The sequence below is a fragment of the Pseudodesulfovibrio sp. 5S69 genome, assembly GCF_037094465.1.
Classification (GTDB): domain Bacteria; phylum Desulfobacterota; class Desulfovibrionia; order Desulfovibrionales; family Desulfovibrionaceae; genus Pseudodesulfovibrio; species Pseudodesulfovibrio methanolicus.
Genome location: NZ_CP146609.1, coordinates 1,393,994 through 1,410,546, shown reverse-complemented (window position 1 = coordinate 1,410,546; position 16,553 = coordinate 1,393,994). Strand labels below are relative to the sequence as shown.

Annotated in this window: 15 protein-coding genes; 6 read left to right on the top strand and 9 right to left on the bottom strand. The window is 65.5% G+C overall.

Features of this window, described 5'->3' with window-relative positions:
- Positions 1 to 9: 9 nt before the first annotated feature.
- The 3 genes from pyrE to V8V93_RS06530 all read right to left on the bottom strand — a co-directional run bounded on the left by pyrE (position 10) and on the right by V8V93_RS06530 (position 2,311).
- On the bottom strand, positions 10 to 567 hold the full coding sequence (gene pyrE, locus V8V93_RS06540; RefSeq protein WP_338669558.1) for an orotate phosphoribosyltransferase: 558 nt from the start codon (positions 565 to 567) through the stop codon (positions 10 to 12).
- Between the two features lies 1 nt (position 568).
- Complete coding sequence (gene purB / locus V8V93_RS06535) at positions 569 to 1,867, bottom strand: adenylosuccinate lyase (RefSeq protein WP_338669557.1); 1,299 nt, start codon at positions 1,865 to 1,867, stop codon at positions 569 to 571.
- Positions 1,868 to 1,993: 126 nt separating this feature from the next.
- Complete coding sequence (locus V8V93_RS06530; protein WP_338669556.1) at positions 1,994 to 2,311, bottom strand: FmdB family zinc ribbon protein; 318 nt, start codon at positions 2,309 to 2,311, stop codon at positions 1,994 to 1,996.
- Positions 2,312 to 2,740: 429 nt separating this feature from the next.
- Between V8V93_RS06530 and V8V93_RS06525 the strand changes: the two genes are divergently transcribed.
- A complete protein-coding gene (locus V8V93_RS06525) occupies positions 2,741 to 3,244 on the top strand; it encodes a hypothetical protein (RefSeq protein WP_338669555.1) in 504 nt (167 codons plus the stop codon).
- A gap of 73 nt (positions 3,245 to 3,317) precedes the next feature.
- On the opposite strand, the gene V8V93_RS06520 is transcribed toward V8V93_RS06525, so the two are convergent.
- Positions 3,318 to 3,560: a hypothetical protein gene (locus tag V8V93_RS06520; protein WP_338669554.1), complete on the bottom strand. Its 243-nt coding sequence runs from the start codon at positions 3,558 to 3,560 to the stop codon at positions 3,318 to 3,320.
- A gap of 161 nt (positions 3,561 to 3,721) precedes the next feature.
- Positions 3,722 to 4,330, bottom strand: coding sequence for a hypothetical protein (locus tag V8V93_RS06515; protein ID WP_338669553.1), 609 nt, complete (start codon positions 4,328 to 4,330; stop codon positions 3,722 to 3,724).
- Between the two features lie 173 nt (positions 4,331 to 4,503).
- On the opposite strand from V8V93_RS06515, the gene V8V93_RS06510 reads away from it, so the two are divergent.
- From V8V93_RS06510 to V8V93_RS06490, 5 genes are all read left to right on the top strand, one after another.
- Entirely contained in the window at positions 4,504 to 4,776 is a 273-nt protein-coding gene (locus V8V93_RS06510; protein WP_338669552.1) for an acylphosphatase, read from the top strand.
- Positions 4,777 to 4,893: 117 nt separating this feature from the next.
- Positions 4,894 to 6,309 (top strand): HAMP domain-containing sensor histidine kinase, encoded by a 1,416-nt coding sequence (locus V8V93_RS06505; RefSeq protein WP_338669551.1) that lies wholly within the window; start codon positions 4,894 to 4,896, stop codon positions 6,307 to 6,309.
- 8 nt (positions 6,310 to 6,317) lie between these two features.
- Positions 6,318 to 7,697 carry a sigma-54-dependent transcriptional regulator gene (locus V8V93_RS06500; RefSeq protein ID WP_338669550.1) on the top strand — a complete coding sequence of 460 codons (1,380 nt, stop codon included), beginning with the start codon at positions 6,318 to 6,320 and terminating at the stop codon, positions 7,695 to 7,697.
- Positions 7,698 to 7,810: 113 nt separating this feature from the next.
- Positions 7,811 to 8,764: a chemotaxis protein gene (locus V8V93_RS06495; protein WP_338669549.1), complete on the top strand. Its 954-nt coding sequence runs from the start codon at positions 7,811 to 7,813 to the stop codon at positions 8,762 to 8,764.
- A 26-nt stretch (positions 8,765 to 8,790) separates the two neighbouring features.
- The gene (locus tag V8V93_RS06490) at positions 8,791 to 10,380 is read left to right on the top strand and encodes a DUF885 family protein (protein ID WP_338669548.1); all 1,590 of its coding nucleotides are present in this window, start codon (positions 8,791 to 8,793) and stop codon (positions 10,378 to 10,380) included.
- 21 nt (positions 10,381 to 10,401) lie between these two features.
- Here V8V93_RS06490 and V8V93_RS06485 read toward each other — a convergent pair whose 3' ends face one another.
- From V8V93_RS06485 to V8V93_RS06470, 4 genes are all read right to left on the bottom strand, one after another.
- On the bottom strand, positions 10,402 to 12,105 hold the full coding sequence (locus V8V93_RS06485; RefSeq protein ID WP_338669547.1) for an HD-GYP domain-containing protein: 1,704 nt from the start codon (positions 12,103 to 12,105) through the stop codon (positions 10,402 to 10,404).
- A gap of 66 nt (positions 12,106 to 12,171) precedes the next feature.
- Positions 12,172 to 12,552 carry a response regulator transcription factor gene (locus V8V93_RS06480; RefSeq protein WP_338669546.1) on the bottom strand — a complete coding sequence of 127 codons (381 nt, stop codon included), beginning with the start codon at positions 12,550 to 12,552 and terminating at the stop codon, positions 12,172 to 12,174.
- A gap of 112 nt (positions 12,553 to 12,664) precedes the next feature.
- On the bottom strand, positions 12,665 to 15,169 hold the full coding sequence (locus tag V8V93_RS06475; RefSeq protein WP_338669545.1) for an ATP-binding protein: 2,505 nt from the start codon (positions 15,167 to 15,169) through the stop codon (positions 12,665 to 12,667).
- Positions 15,157 to 16,413 (bottom strand): ABC transporter substrate-binding protein, encoded by a 1,257-nt coding sequence (locus tag V8V93_RS06470; protein WP_338669544.1) that lies wholly within the window; start codon positions 16,411 to 16,413, stop codon positions 15,157 to 15,159. The genes V8V93_RS06475 and V8V93_RS06470 overlap by 13 nt, the downstream gene beginning before the upstream one ends.
- Between the last annotated feature and the right edge of the window lie 140 nt (positions 16,414 to 16,553).

The window sequence follows — 16,553 nt, the reverse complement described above, 5'->3', positions numbered from 1 at the left end:
CGGCGAACCCTATTTCCCTGCAGCCAGCAGTTCCTGGCGGGTGAAGATAGCGTTGAGTTCGAGCCCCGCCTCCTTCAAGCGCTCCCGGCCGCCTTCCTCGCGGTCCAGGACGGCCAGGACGCCGACGATGTCGAGCCCGGCATCGCGCACCCGCTCGGCCGCCGTGATCAGCGTGCCGCCGGTGGTGCACACGTCCTCCAGCAGGACGACCTTGTCGCCTTCGCTGAAGTTGGCCAGCCCTTCGAGGTACTGGTTGGTGCCGTGCCCCTTGGACTTCTTGCGGATGATGAACCCCGGCAGGGGGCGCCCCTCCAGAAAGGAGACCACGGTCACCGAGGTGACCAGCGGGTCCGCCCCCAGCGTCATGCCGCCCACGCCCTGCACCGCGTAGTCCTTGAGCATTTCGACGAACAGCCGGCCGATGAGGTAGCCGCCCTCGGCGTTCAGCGCCGTCTGCTTGCAGTCGAAATAATAGTCGCTCTTTTTCCCCGACGTCAGCGTGAAGTCACCCTCCTTGTAGGAGAGTTCGAGCAGAAGCTTGGCCAGCCTTGATTTCAGTTCCTTCATCCTATTTTCCCTCAAAAACGCGATCGAAGATCACGTCCTCATACCGTTTGTAATACGAAGGGTCAAAAGCTTCGTCAAGATCGTTAGAATCGAGATGGTTGTTTACTTCCGGATCGTTACGGATCTCATCCTCGAACTGGACGCGGTTTTCCCAGCAGCGCATGGCCACCTTCTGGACCATCTCGTACGCCTCCTGGCGTTTGAGACCGGTGTTGATGAGCTTGTTCAGGACCCGCTGGGAGTAGAAGAGGCCGAATGAACTCAACATGTTGCGTTCGATGACGTCTTCCTTGACCACCAGCCGTTCGAGCACGCCGGCCATGCGGTGGAGCATGTAGTCGATAAGCGCGGTGGAGTCCGGCATGATGACCCGCTCCACCGAGGAATGGGAGATGTCCCGCTCGTGCCACAGGGCCTGGTCTTCCATGGCCGCCAGGGCGTTGCCCCGCAGGACCCTGGACAGGCCGCAGAGATTCTCGGCGGAGATGGGATTCTTCTTGTGGGGCATGGCCGAGGAGCCCTTCTGGCCCTTGGTGAAGCCCTCCTCCACCTCGGAGACCTCGGTGCGCTGCAGGTGCCGCAGCTCCAGGCCGAGGCGCTCGATGCCCCCGGCCAGCATGGCCAGGGCGGTGAAATACTGTGCGTAGCGGTCGCGCTGGACGATCTGGGTGGAGTGCGGGTCGGGCGTCAGGCCGAGGTAGGCGCAGGTGCGCTCCTCCAGCTCGGGGCCGGAGTGGGCGAAGGTGCCCACCGCGCCGGACAGCTTGCCCACGCGGATGTTCTCCCTGGCCGCCTCGAACCGGACCTTGTGCCGGGCGAACTCGGCGTAGAATCCGGTGAATTTCAGGCCATAGGTGGTCGGCTCGGCGTGGATGCCGTGGGTCCGGCCCATGCACAGCAGCCCCTTGTGCTTGAAGGCCAATCCCTTAAGGACCGCGAGCAGACGGTCGATGCCCTCGGCGATGATCCCCCCGGCGCGGGTCAGGAGCAGGCCGTTGGCCGTGTCCACGATGTCGGAGGAGGTGCAGCCCAGGTGGATGTAGCGGGAACTCGGCCCGACCTTTTCCTCCACGGCGGACAAAAAGGCGATGACGTCGTGCTTGGTGGTCTCCTCGATCTCAAGGATGCGGTCCACGTCGAAATCCGCCTTGTCGTGGATCTCGTCGCAGGCGGCCTGCGGGACCTCGCCCATCTCGGTCCAGGCCCGGACCACCGCCAGCTCAACCTCCAGCCAGACCCGGAACTTGTTCTCCAGGGTCCATAACGCCCGCATCTCGGGACGGGAATACCGTTCAAGCATCGTCTTGTTCTCTCCGTGTTAGGGGTGCTCGGCCGCGCGAACGGCATACTATGGCAACGGTGCCGCAAAAACTCAAGGGGCGCGAACCCATAAAAAAAGGCAGCGGGTGCTGCCTTTGGCGCGTGTCTAGGACGCGGACCCCGCGCTGGACGTGTCCGACTTGGCGGGACAGGTCGAGGCCGGGGCCGATTCGGGTTTGGCCGCTGCGTCGGAACCGGCCTTGTCGGCGGGCGTCTGCGCTTCGCCGGGCTGGTTCCCGGCGCTGTGTCCGCCGTAGCCGTCGGCGTACCAGCCGCCCCCCTTCAGATGGAAGGAGGAATGTGAAATGAGTTTCTTGGACTCTCCCCCGCATTCGGGGCAGGGCACTTCCTGGTCTTCAAACCCGGACTGCCACTCCTCGAAAATGGCGTGGCAGGATTGGCATTGGTACTCGTAGATAGGCATGACGTAACGTGTTCCTTCGACGGCAAAGGCAAATATTCTCTGCGCCTCATGCGGGGCGCGGCTGAAATCCGGCGCCGCACGACGGTATCGGCGGCCCGGCTGACGCGATGCGCCGCCGCAAACGCGGCGCACGCGAACGACTGGCTAGGCCTTGGCGGCCTTGGCTTCCTTGATGCGGGCCTTGATGGCCTTCTGACGGCGCTGGCGCTTGCGGTCCAGTTCTTTCTTGCGTTCGTGCTTCTTGTGGCGTGCCATGATTGTCTCCTTGATATTACGGCCCGGTAAGGGCTTTTCTGTCTTGCGAGCCGCACTTCATATAACAACTGCGACCGCTTTGTCTACCCCCGGCGCGCCCGATTTCCCCTTGACTCCAAACGGTATGATGTCCATATTCCCGTCTCCAAGCCTATATTCGAGAGGGTCAGTGCAATGCTCAGAAGCGTCAGCGTGAAAAATGCGATCAAGGATGCCGTCGAAATCTTCCAATTCGACCAGTGGCTCCGTTTCTACTTCGTGGTCGAAAAGGACGACAAGCTCTGGATCGAGATCCCGGACGACAAGCTGAAGAAGATCGAGGAGGACCACCCCGACCTGTTCCGCTACGCCGACATGGTCAACGACGCCGAGCTCGACTACCAGCGTTCCCAGGACAACGTCTGCACCTTCGTGGCCGCCCGCCTGGACGGGCAGAAATACGAACCCACGGTCCTGCCCCAGGTCTTCGACGACGCCAAGTTCAAGGTCGAGATGTACCTGTTCAACGTCTGGCTGAAGATGCACGAACCCCACCTTGACGAGGCCTTCATGGAGTTCGGCGAATGGCTGGAGATGTACTCGGGCTGGAATTCGATGAACGAGGTCAAGGAGTACCGCACCAAGCTGCTCGAAAGCGGCGCGGACCCGCAGGTCCCGTCCTGCGGCACCGCCCAGTAGCCCGCCCTCCACGGCAGGCAAAAAGCCCCCGGAACCGATCGGTTCCGGGGGCTTTTTGCGTGGGGCCGCAGCGCTAGCGCTTCTTCTGCCGCCGCTTTTCCGGTTCCCTTTCCACGCCGGTGACCTTGCCGCCCTTGCCCTTGATGATGACCATGGGCGGCTTTTTCCTGCCCTGGTCCTCGCGGCCGTATTGGTTGTTCCGGTCATCCTGTTTGGAGGCCGCGAGCAAAGAACCCGACGGGAAGCGGACGTCCGCCGCCCAGACCGGGGAGAGCATCAAGAGAGTGAGGACTGTTGCCGCGATAATCTTCTTCACTCGGGCCTCCTACGCCGTACGGAGCAAGGGACGTGCCGCCATAAAACGACAAGGATTCCGGGAGGCTGTCCCTGTCCGTGCAGTCCGTGCGCACCCAAAAGTGCGCACAGGGAACCATCCGTTCCCGCTCGGGGCAATGGTATCCGGCCCGCCGCGGCCCGTCAACGGTAGGCAGCGTAGCGCACCCTTTCGTCCAGGTAGACCGAGAGCACGGCCTTGTCCACGGCCAGCCGGGCTTCCCTGTCGGCGGGATCGACCAGGGCCGTGAACGTCAACATGCCCTTCCGGGTGTAGACGATGTAGGCCAGGCTGAGCATGGTCACGCCGCTTCGGGCCACCTCGGTCTCGATGCGCAGGGTCCGCTTCTCCCGGAAATAGGTGGCGTCCTTGAAGACCGTCACCGGGTCGCCGGGCAGCCGGACTTCCTCGCGGATGGACCGGGTCAGGGAGCGGACCAGGAAGTTGTTGAAGTTGGAGATGTCGGCGGTCCGCATGGTCCGGCCGGGTTTGACCTCCACCACGAGGCTGCACGTCCGGCCGCGGCCGGGGTCCACGTAGCCGGCCCGCCGGTCCGGGGCCGCGCCCTGCACGGACCAGGCGCCGCCGGTCCGCCCGAAGGCGTCCAGGGAGTCCGGCGGGGCCTCACTCCAGCCCTTGGGCAGCCAGATGGTGTAGCCCATTTCGGCATTGTAATAGGGCAGCGACGCCCAGGCCGGGGCAGAGAAAACGATCATCGCGAGAAAGGCGACGAGAAAAAACAACGCGCGCATGGGGATTCCTCCGCTTCACGAATGCGAAGCGCTCAGAGCAGGACCCAACAATACACCAGACGGCCGGACCAGGCAACCGCTAAGAGGTCCATTTTCTTTTGCCGCACCCTTTTCACTTTTTCGATTTTGGCCTATATTCGGGTAAAGCGGAAACACGAAATCGGAGGTTCATCATGCTGAGCTACACATGCGTTGTCGAAGGAAAGGTCACGGGCGGCAATTTCCAATCCTGGGTCCAGGACATGGCCCAACAGCTCGGGCTGACCGGCTGGGTCCGCAACATTGCCGACCGCAAGGCCGAGATTCTGCTCCAGGGAGATGCCGACAAGTTCAACTCCTTCCGCGAACACCTCCTGGCGGAGGCCCCCATCGTGGACCGGGGTGAAATAACCTGCAATACCATTGAATACGACAAGGTCTTCAACGTCTTTGAAATCCGGGGCTGATCCCGTCACCCCGGATCCATCGGCCCGCCCGCCGCGCCCCCCGGCGTGACGGGCGGAATTTTTTTGGGCGCCGGACACGGTTTGCCCCGCCCCTGAGAATACAGTAGGATTCGCGCCATGCCCAAGGCCCGCCACCTGAACATCGCCACCAAGCTGACCATCTGGGCCTGTTCCCTGATCGCGGTGTTCTTCGCCACCTCGGCCTACCTCTTCCACCAGGTCCGCCGGGACGCGGAAATCTCCAGCCTCATGGTCACCGAGAACCACGACCTGGACTCGGCCATCCAGCGCATGCTCGAACGGCTGTACAACGTGCAGAACAACATCCGCCGCTACCGCATCCTGGGCGGCGACCAGGCCGCCGTGGGCTTCATCGTCGAGGACCTGACCCGGTTCGGCGAGATCCTCAACAAGACCATCGAGAAGCACCCCCGCTACGCCGATGAGTGGAAGGAGCTGACCTCGGAATACGAGATCACCCTGGACCCGGCCAACACCCCCGGCGAGAACCTGACCCCGGACGACACGGTCAGCAACTGGACCGACATCCTGGAGCAGTCCCTGCTCGACAACCAGGCCGACACCGAGGCGCGCCTGACCAGCCTCCGCGACGCGGGCCGCCACGCGGCGGACGTGGGCATGTACGGCCTGGCCTTCTGCCTGGTCCTCGGCGTGGGCGGCAGCCTGTTTCTGGCCTACACCCTGAACCGCTCGCTCGGCGAGGTGCGCCGGGGCATCCGCGAGCTGGGCACCGGGGCCACGCCCCGCGACGTGCGCATCCTGTCGAACGACGAACTGGGCGAGCTGGCCCTGGCCTTCAACGCCATGGCCTCGCGGCTGCGGCGCGAGGAGCGCATGCGCGCCGACTTCATCGCCATGCTCTCCCACGAGATCCGCACCCCGCTGACCTCGGTGCGCGAGGCCGTGGACCTCATCGGGGCCGGGACCTTCGGCGAGGTCAACGAGAAGCAGAAGCGGTTCCTGGACATAGCCGAGCAGGAGGCCGAACGGCTGTCCGACCTGCTCGCCCGGCTGCTGTCCGTCTCGCGCATGGAGACCCAGGAGCTGGAGCTGAACCCGGAGCGCGTGGACGCGGCCGCACTGGTGGATTCCGCCCTGGAGCGGCTGGCACCCACGGCCAGGGGGGCCGACGCGACCCTGGAGGCCGAGGTCGAGCCCGGGCTGGCCGTGACTGCCGACCCCGCGCACGTCAGCCAGGTGCTGACCAACCTGGTGGGCAACGCCATCAAGTTCTCCGGCCGGGGCGGCGTGGTCCGGGTGAACGCCGCGCGCAACGGGGGCGAGGCGCTCTTCCGCGTCCGCGACAACGGGCCGGGCATCCCCGAGGATGAGCGGGAACGCATCTTTCTCAAGTACTACCGCGAGCCCGGCGTGCGCGGCAGCATCGACGGAGCCGGGCTGGGCCTGGCCATTTCCCGGCGCATCGTCCTGGCCCACGGCGGGCGTATCTGGGTCGAGAGCGAACCGGGCCAAGGCTCCACCTTTTGTTTCACCCTGCCCGCAACCGCCTGACGAGGACCATGATGAGCACCAAACCGGATATCCCGACCATCCTGGTGGTCGACGACGACGAGAGCATCCTGGAGGTGCTCGAAGCGCGCCTGCTCTCCGCGGGCCTGAGCCCGCTGTTGGCCGACCGGGCCGAGACCGCCCTGGAGATGCTGGCCGACGAACCCGTGGACCTGATCGTCTCCGACGTGAAGATGCCCGGCATGGGCGGACGGGGGCTGCTCAAGGAGGTCATGGAGCACTGGCCGCACATCCCGATCATCATGCTCACGGCCCATGGGACCATACCCGACGCCGTGGGCTCCATCCAGAACGGGGCCGCCGACTACCTGACCAAGCCGTTCGACGGCAAGGAGCTGGTCCGCCGGATCCGCGCCCGACTCGAAGCGCGCGCCGCGTCCGCCCCGAAGCCCGTGCAGAATTCGCCCCAACGTTCCGCATCCCCTGCCGCCCCGACCCCGCACGGTCTGCTCGGCGGGCAGGCTCCGGCCATGGCCCGCTTTCTGGAACGGCTGGACCGGGTCGCTAAATCCACGGCCACGGTCCTGCTCTTCGGCGAATCGGGCACGGGCAAGGAGCTGGCCGCGCGCATCCTCCACGAGGGCAGCCCCCGGTCCAACGGCCCGTTCGTGGTCGTGGACTGCGGCTCCACCCAGCCCACTCTGCTCGAAAGCGAACTGTTCGGCCACGTCAAGGGGTCCTTCACCCACGCGGTCAAGGACAAGAAGGGACTCATCGAGGAAGCGGACGGCGGCACCCTGTTCCTGGACGAGATCGGCAACGTCTCCCCGGACATGCAGGCACGGCTGTTGCGCTTTCTGCAGGAAGGGACCATCCGCCGGGTGGGCGACAACCGCGAGCGGTCCGTGACCTGCCGGGTGGTGGCCGCCACCAACGCGGACCTGCCGAAGATGGTCGCGGACGGAACGTTCCGCGAGGACCTCTACTACCGCCTCAAGGTGGTCACCCTGACCATTCCGCCCCTGCGCGAACGGCGCGAGGACCTACCGGCCCTGGCCGAGGGGCTCCTGGACCGGCTCTGCGCCGGCCAGGGGCGGCCCCGCGCCGACCTCTCGGCCGAGGCCATGCGCCTGCTCGAATCCCACACCTGGCCGGGCAACGTCCGGGAATTGGAGAACGCACTGGAAGCGGCCCTGGTCTTCTGCGACGGGGAACTGATCGAGCCCGCCGACCTGCAACTGGAGACGCCGCCCGCCAACGCCCCGGCAGCCGCCGGGACCAGCCTGTCCCTGGAGGACAACGAGCGGGAGACCATCGTCCGCGCCCTGGAGGCCGCGGGCGGGGTCAAGAAGGACGCCGCCGACCGCCTGGGCATCAGCCGCCGGGCCATCCACTACAAAATCAAGAAGTACGGAATAGGCGAGGAATAGCAGGATATCCGCCGCAAATAGGCGCATGTCCGGGGTTGCGCCCGGCAAACCGCTTGTATATGTTCATGGTCTCGTTACCGTCGGGCCTGCAGCGGCCCTGGAGAAATCTGTTCATGAGCGAAACCAAGATCCTGCTGGAGTCGGGCACCAACGAGCTCGAGATCGTCGAATTCTATCTCGACGAATCGCGTGCGAGCGGCGACTACCGGGGCTATTACGGCATCAACGTGGCCAAGGTCCTGGAGATCATCCAGAGGCCGGAACTGACCGAGATGCCCGAAGCGGCCCACGCGTCCGTGCTCGGGGCCTTCAACCTGCGCAACGAGATCATTCCGCTCATCGACCTGGCCGGGTGGCTGCACAAGAACCGCGCCGAGAAGGAGCCGCCCAAGGTCATCGTCACCGAATTCAACCGGACCAAGAGCGCCTTCCTGGTCTCGGGCGTGACGCGCATCCACCGCATCGGCTGGCAGGAGGTGGAGGCCCCGACCAACTACGTCTCCTCCCTGACGGTCAACTCCATCACCGGTGTGGTCAAGATCGCCGGCAGGATCACCTTCATCCTGGACATGGAAAAGATCTGCATGGACCTGAACCCCGGCGGCGAGCCGGACCTGGAGGCCACGGACACGGTCCGCGAGGCCATCGCCCACAAGACCTACCGGGTGCTCCTGGCCGACGACTCGAACATGGCGCGCAAGATGATCGCCAATATCATGACCTCGGCCGGATTCAAGGTCCACACCGAGGAAAACGGCGAGCTCGCCCTGCAATACCTGCTCAAGATCAAGGCCCTGGCCGAGGCCGAGGGTCATCCCCTGGATAAATACGTCAACCTGGTGGTCTCGGACATCGAGATGCCCTCCATGGACGGCCATACCCTGACCCGGCGCATCAAGGACGACACAGGCCTGCGCCACCTTCCGGTCATCCTCTGCTCCTCCATCATCACCGAGACCCTGCACCACAAGGGCATCGCCGTGGGCGCCGACGCCCAGGTGTCCAAGGCCGAACTGGGCGAACTCGCGCCCAGGGCCCTGAAACTGCTCGAAGAGCAGGCCGGCTAGCCCGAAACGGCAAAGGCAAAGAACCCATGAAGCCCGCAGTTGCCAAGAAGTTCTTCGCCTACCTGGCCAAGCACTATCCGGTAATGTGCGCCTCCGGCGCCTTCCCGCTCATGCCCCCCGTGGCCGACGCTTCCAAGTGGCTGGACCGCCTGGACGACCTTTCCGGCCGGTCCATCGCCCGCCATGTGGCCGCGTTGCAAACCTTCCGGCAGAACTTCCTGGTCGAGGCGGACAAGGCCACGGACCCGGCGGACAAGGCGCGGGCACTGACCCTGGCCATGAACGCGGGCGGGGTCATCGCCGAGCTGGACGGCATCCGCGCCTGGGAGCACGCCCCGGAACTCTACCTGCAGGTGGCCTTTACCGGGCTGGAACAGGCCGCCGACCTGCCCGCCAAGAACGACCGGGCGCGGCAGAAGCGGTTCATCAGCCGCCTCAAGGCCATCCCCGCCCTGCTGACCCAGGCCACCGAGAACATCGAGGCCGCCAGCACGGCCAGCCGGGCCACTTCCCAGACCATGATCCGGGACTGCGCCCGCTACCTGACCGAACTGGGCGGCCAGGAGCTGGGCAAGGCGGGCAAGACCCCCCGCTTCCTGGCCGACGCCCTGGCGGCCCTGCGCGAATATGACCGCTTCGTCACTTCCCGGCCGGAAATTCCCGATCCCGACGGCCCTTCATTCCGCTACACTGCGGAGCATGTGCTGGGCACGGACCGCTCCGTCAACGAGCTGCGCGACCTGGCCGAGGCCGAATTCGAGGCCCGGCTGACCTCGCTGCACCGGCTTGAGGCCGAGATAGGCGGGGGGACCTGGCGGGAGCTGTACGAGGGATACGAGGGCCCGCCCGCCGACGGCCTGGCCCCCCTGGATCTGATCATCCGCGAGATACACCGGCTACGCGCCTTTGTGCTGGAAGGTCCCCTGGCGGGCGTGTTCGCCGACTCCGGTCTGCGCATCGATCCCCAGCCCCGGCACCTGGCCTCCACCCTGCGCCCCATCCACCACGACCCCGTGCTCGGGGCCTGGGAAAACGAGCCGTCCCGCTGCTACGTCAACCCGCAGATATTTTCCGGCAACCGGTTCCGCGACACCCCGGCCCACCTAGCCCGCATGCGCCGCGAATTCCCCTTCCTGGCCGCGGCCCAGACCTACCCGGGCCGCCACCTGCTCGACTCCCAGCGCCGCGCCCTGGCCGATCCATGCCTATGCCAGGTGACCAACCCCGTGTTCGTGGCGGGCTGGCTGGCCTTTGCCGAACACCTGCTGGACGAACTGGGCTACCTGGAGACCGACCTGGACCGGCTGGTCCGCCACGTGCGCGGCCTCAGGCGGGCGGCCCTGGCCCGCATCGACACCGAGTTGGCCGTGGGCGGTCTGGACCAGGACCATTGCCTGGACATTCTGGACCGCGCCGGATTCACCCGCGAGGAGGCCTTGGGCGAGGTCAGGCTGATCCGCACGGCCCCCGGCCACCGGACCATGCCCGTGCTCGGCCTGCACGAGCTGACCGAACTGCGCCGCGAGTGGCGGCTGGACCTGCCGCTCTTCTGCAAGGCCCTGTTCGCGGACGGACAGTTGCCCCTGTCCATCATCGCCCGGCGCCCGGTGCGCTGAATATCCGGAGAAAACGCAGAATCAGAGGCTGGACAGGTTGCCCAGGGCCGACAGGTGCGTGCCCTTGGTCACCTTGACCTGCTCGGAGAGCATCTCGATGCTCTCGATATTGTTCAGGAAGAAGTCAGTCAGGTCACTGTCCAGCTTACCCTCGTCCACCTCCTGGCGGAGGATCTTCATGGCCTCGCTGCGGGTGAAGGCGGGCTTGTAGTGGCGCTCCTGGGTGACCGCGTCGTAGATGTCCACAATGGCCATCAACCGGCTCTGGGCCAGGATCTCCTCGCCCTTGAGCCCGTCGGGGTAGCCCGATCCGTCCATGCGTTCATGGTGTTGGCGGATGATGGTCAGCAGGTTGGCATAGGAATCCTGCAAGGGGATGTGCTGAAGGATGCGCTCGCTTTCGGCCGGGTGGCGCTGGATCTCCCGGCGCTCGTCGCGGGTCAGGTTGCCGTAGGACAACAGCAGGTTTTCCAACTCGTCGTCGTAGAGGTAGCGCAGGGTGGTCCCGTTCCGGCGCATGACCCTGCCGCCAAGCTCGCGGACGAATTCCAGGGCGGTCTCATCCGGGACCATGGCCTTGTTCACGCCGCACAACTGTTCGAAGGCATGCCCCCAGTCGAACCCGTCGAACTGGCCCAGGAGTTGGAACCGCGCCCGGACCACGTCCATGCGCCGCTCGGGCAGCCGGGTGCGCTTGGTCAGGACGTCCTCCTTGATGCCGATCTTGCCCACGTCGTGCAGGATGCCCGCATAATAAATCTCACGCAGTTCGTCGTCGCTGAAGACCCGTCCCCGGTAGCCCCCGGCTTCGTTCAGGGTGTGCCCGAAGGCCACGGCCAGATGGGCCACGCGCTCGGAGTGGCCCGCCGTGTACGGGTCCCGCGAGTCGATGGCCTCGGCCAGGGCCTGGAGGATGGCGTTCATCAGCTTCTGGATGCCCTCGAAGTTGAAGGCGTTGGAGACCGAGATGCCCGCCACCGAGGCCAGGGTGGACAGGCTGCGCCGGTGCGCGGCCTCGAACACCCCGGTGTTCCTGGAGGCCAGGATGAGCACGCCCTCGCAGCGGTTGGGCGAGTTGATCGGGATGAGGATCATGGACCCCAGGCCGGGCAGCTCGTTGTCCCAGCGGACCTCTTTTTCCAGGTCGTTGACGATCTCGCCCCGGCCCGAAGCAACCACCTCATGGAACAGGACGCTGTCCACCATGGGCTGCAGGTAGGTGCCGAAGGGAAAGCCGAACTGCACGGCCAGGCGGAATATCTTGCGGGAGGGCTCCAGCAGGAAGATCATGCCCAGCTCGCCGGGATAGTTTTCCAGGCGGCATTCGTCGATGAGCGCGTTGACCACGTCGCGCATGTGCAGGGAGGTGTTGATGTTCGGCACCGAGCGGTGGAACAGGGCCAATTCGCGGTACTTGGCCAGGGCCTCCTCGGCGATGGACCGCCGGGCGTACTCCATGTCCACGAGTTCCTGAATAGAATAGCTGATGAAATTCAGAATCTTGGTATGATTTTCCCGGTCCTCGGGCTCGTCCATGAGCATGAACAGCCGCCCCGAGTGGAGCTCGTCGAATCGGATGGGGACGCCGACCACCCCCGGCTCGTCCTCGCCGAACGCGGCCGCCGGGGCCGGGCCCTCCACGATGGCGACCTCGCCTTCGAAGCTGATGGCCAGGGAGCACCGTCCGCCCGCCAACTCGGCGGCCTTGCGGAGAAGGTTGCGCAAGACACCGGGACGTATGTATTTCTTCAAAGGTGTCATGCCGAAGGGATCGGGCCGGGGGCAACCCGGCTACAGTTCGAGCAGCTCCTTGGAGACGCGCAGAATTTCGTCCGGATCAAAGGGTTTGGTCATGTACATCATGGCCCCCAGCTCCAGTCCCTGCTTGCGGTCCACCTCCTGCCCCTTGGCCGTGAGCAGGATGATCTTCACGTCCTTGAGGGACGGGTCGTCCTTGATGATCCGGCAGACCTCGTAGCCGTTCATCTTGGGCATCATGATGTCGAGGAAGACCAGGTCCGGGCGCTTGCCCCGGATGAACTCGAGCCCTTCCTCGCCGTCCGAAGCCGTATACAGGTCCACTTCGAACTCGTCCTCGAGCTCCTCGAGCGTCTGCTCGAGCAGCATTTTGATGTGGACCTCGTCATCAACTATGAGGATCTTCTTGGCCATCACTCATCTCCTTGAAGCATACCGGTTGAAATGAAATGCGATCTCTACCCCCAATGACACGACCATGCCACAAGAGGGCGGGGTATCGCAATTGGAATAACGTCGGCCGTCCTCATCCCCTGCAAGCAAAGGGCGGGAGGATGATGACCGACACCCCGTCGAGCCGCGCCAGCCGCTCCAGCTCCACCTCGCCCACGACCTCTGAGGAGACGAACACCGTGCCCCGGAACCCGTCCTCCACCAGGGGCCAGAACTCCTCGGCCGTGGCAAAGGTCACCTCGCCCGCGCACATGACCCGCAGCCCGTTCAGGTCGCATTCCCTGTGCCCGCCGAGCACAATGCAGGCGGCGCCGTAGGCCTTGCCGCGGAGCAGCGCCTCGGCGGCCTCGAGCACCGTGGCGTCGTCCACGGGCTTGACCAGGGCCATGTCCCCGGCTTCGCCCTCGGTTCCGCTCAGGGCGGTGATGACCAGGATGGGGATGTCCCGGGTCTCGTCCATGGCCCGCAGCCGGGCGATGACCTCGCGGCCGTCCATGCCCGGCATCATGATGTCCATGGTGATCAGGTCGGGCAGCACGGACCGGGCCACGGCCACCGCGTCCGGGCCGTTGGCCGCCTCGCACACCGTGAAGCCCTGCTCCTCGAAGACCTGGGAGAGATATTCGATGAGGGAGGGGTCGTCGTCCACCACCAGGACCAGGGGGGATGTCCGCGCCCGGCCGCCCGGTGCGTCCCCGGCCCCGCGGCAGGGGGCGGACGCGCCCTCCGGAATGACCAGGGGCTCCAGCCCGGCCAGGGGGATGGTGAAGGAAAAGACGCTGCCCCGGCCCGGCTCGCTCTCGACCCAGATGGATCCGCCGTGGCGCTCCACGATCTGGCGGCAGATGGGCAGCCCCAGGCCGGACCCCTCGGGCTTGCCGGTCAGGGTGTCCCCCACCTGCTTGAACTTGTCGAAGACCATGCGCATGTCGGCCATGTCGATGCCCGAGCCGTTGTCCGCCACCGAGCCCCGCACGTATTCGCCCTCGCGCACCGCCGAGCAGCGGATGGGCCCCACGTCGGTGAACTTGACCGCGTTGGACAGGAGGTTGACCACCACCTGGACCAGCCGGTCGCGGTCGCCGCGAACCATCGGCAGCCCCTCCGCGGCGTCGACCTCGACCTCGAGCCCCTTGGCCTCCCACAGGCCGCGCGTGGCCTCCACCGACTGGTGCAGGATCCCGGCCATGGACACGTTCTCGTCCCGCCACTGGATCTCCCCGGCCTCCATGCGGGCGATGTCCAGGACGTCGTTGATCAGCTCGGTCAGCCGTTCGGCCTCGGCCACGATGATGTCCATGTTGCCGCGCACCTGACTGATGGGCTTCTCCACGCTCTTTTCCCCGTCGAGCAGAGGGAACACGGCCCGGTCCAGCTTCTTGCGGATGATCTTGGAAAAGCCGAGCACCGAGGTCATGGGCGTGCGCAATTCGTGAGAGACCGTGGAGATGAAATCCGTCTTGAGCTGGTCCAGCTCCTTCTCGCGGGTGATGTCGCGGATCAGCAGGACCCCGCCCAGGCATTGGCGGTCCGGGGTCTCCGCGAAGATGGACGAGCCCACCGCCTTGCCGGTCCGCCCGCGCGCCAGGGGAATCTCGGCGGACAGCACATCGGTGGTGCAGCGCCGTATCCGGTCGGCCATGGCCGTGACCTCTTCGGGAAAGAGCCGGGCCGGGGACCGGCCCTTGCACGGCGTGTCGCCCAGGTCGAAGAATTCGCGCATGGCCGGGTTGATGACCGAGACCGCGCCGGTCACGTCCACCACCAGCAGCCCGTCGGCCAGGTTGTCGATGATGGCCGCCAGGTAGGCCATGTGGTCGCGCAGGTCGGCGGTGGCCTTGCCCACCTCGCTCTCCATCTCGGAGAAGAGCAGGGCAAGCTCTTGGCCCATGGACATCATGGCCCGGCCGAGCACGGCCAGCTCGTCCCGGGTGCGGATGTCGATGGTCGCCGAAAAATCGTGGGCGGCCAGCTTGCGGGCGAAGTCGGTCAGTTGCCCCAGGGGACGGGAGACGCGGCGCATCATCAGGTAGAGGATGCCCACGCACCCCCAGAAGATGAAAAAGAGCAGGATCTGCATCCTGAAGACCACTTTCCAGAAGTAGGCCATGATCAGCTCCTTGCCCATGCCCACGTGCACATGCCCGGCCAACCCGGCCAGGATCGGCGTGCAGATGTCGAGGACCCGCCCGTAGGGGGGGATCACCAGGGAGGAGATGGTCGTCTCGTGCTTCAACCCCCGGACCTCGTGCAGCATGGGCGGGAACTCGGGCACGAAGGTGTGCGAGACCACCAGCCCGTCGGCGTCCACGACAAAGACATAGGCCACCCCCTCGATATCCAGGTACTGGTCGATCATGGACTGGACCGTGGCCGCGTCGCGGTTGAGCAGAATCTCCTGGCTGGCCCCGGCGATGGATTGGGCGATGGCCGTACCCTTGCTGACGTATTCACGGGTCATCATCCCGTACAGGGTCCAGGCGGTCATTGCCGAGGTCAGGCTCGCGATGACCCCGAACAGGCAGAACACGATCAGGCCGGTCTTCTTGAACAGGGACATGCCCCTTATCGCTGCCATGCCTGCCACTGCCTTTCGTCCATGGGCACGAACTTGCCGTCCCGGACGGTGGTGAAATAGACGCGGTCCAGCCCCTGGTGCCGGTTCGGGCCGAAGCGCAGGGGCTCGTCGATGCCGATGTCCGCCTCGGCCAGGGATTCCGCCGCCGCCCGCAGCCCCGACGCGGGGTTCGCGTCATAGGTCTCCAGGATGCGGGCCATGGCCTTGGCGTTGAGGAACCCCTCGAAGCTGGTGAAGCTGTAGCGCAGGGGCTCGTAGTTCCCGTCGGCCAGGGCCGGGGCTTCCGGCGCGTAGCGGTCCATGAGTTCGCGGTACTCGCGCACCGCGGGCAGGCTCAGGTCCTCGTAGCTCGGGACCACCTGGGAGTTGACCAGGTTCGAGGTGTAGTCGCGCCCCCTTTCGCGCCCCGCCTCCTGTAACAGGTAGAGCAGCTTTTCGCTGCCCACGAAGGAGACGTTGGCGATGGGCACGGCCAGCCCCATGTCGCGGGCGTCCCGGATCAGGGCCGCGCAGGCCGCGTACGAGCCGATGGACAGGATCGCGTCCGGGTTGGCGTGCATGAGGATGTCCACCTGCTGCTTCATGGACTCGGCAAAGCGCGTCCCGCGCCGGTAGGTAGCCTCGCCCACCAGGGAGTACCCGTGCGACTTGAGCGCCCGGTGCGCCCCGTCCCAGCCGCTGCGGCCGAAGGCGTCGGCCTGGTAGAAGACCGCCAGCCGCCTGCGGCCCAGGGCCAGGAAGCGGTCCACCAGCCCGGCCAGCTCCTGGCGATAGGAGGCGCGCAGGTTGAACACGTACCGGGTATAGGGGGGCTCGCGCTGGGGCTCGGCCCCGGAAAAGGGGAAAAAGAGGAGCTTTCGCCGCCCGCCGTAGCCCTTGAGCAGGGGCAGGATGCGGGTCACCGTGGGCGTGCCCACATAGTCGAACAGGCACAGGGGCTCGTCCCCCTGCAGAAATCGGATGGTGTTGTCGATGGCCGGGCCGGGCTGGTAGCCGTCGTCCAGGATGCTGATGGAGACCGGCTTGCCGTGGATGCCGCCGTGCGCGTTGAGATAGGTGAAGTAGGCCATGGAACCCCGGTAGAGTTCCACCCCCAGGCCGTCGCTGGGGCCGCTGAAGGCCGCGGACATGCCGAGCGCGTAACCGCCCCGTCCTTGGGCCAGGGCCTCGGAGCCCCGGCAGGCGAGGCACGCCAGGCACAGGACGAGCAGGATGGACCGCCAATGCGCCCCGCCGGATATCATGCCGCGCCCACCCGTTTCGCCATGTCCCCCCACTCATTGTCTATAATTTTGAGAGGACCATATCATGTCCATTACATGTTGAAAAGATTGTTTTAATCACTTTCCCTATGAAAATGCGCCCGGTTAATCGAGATTTTCAG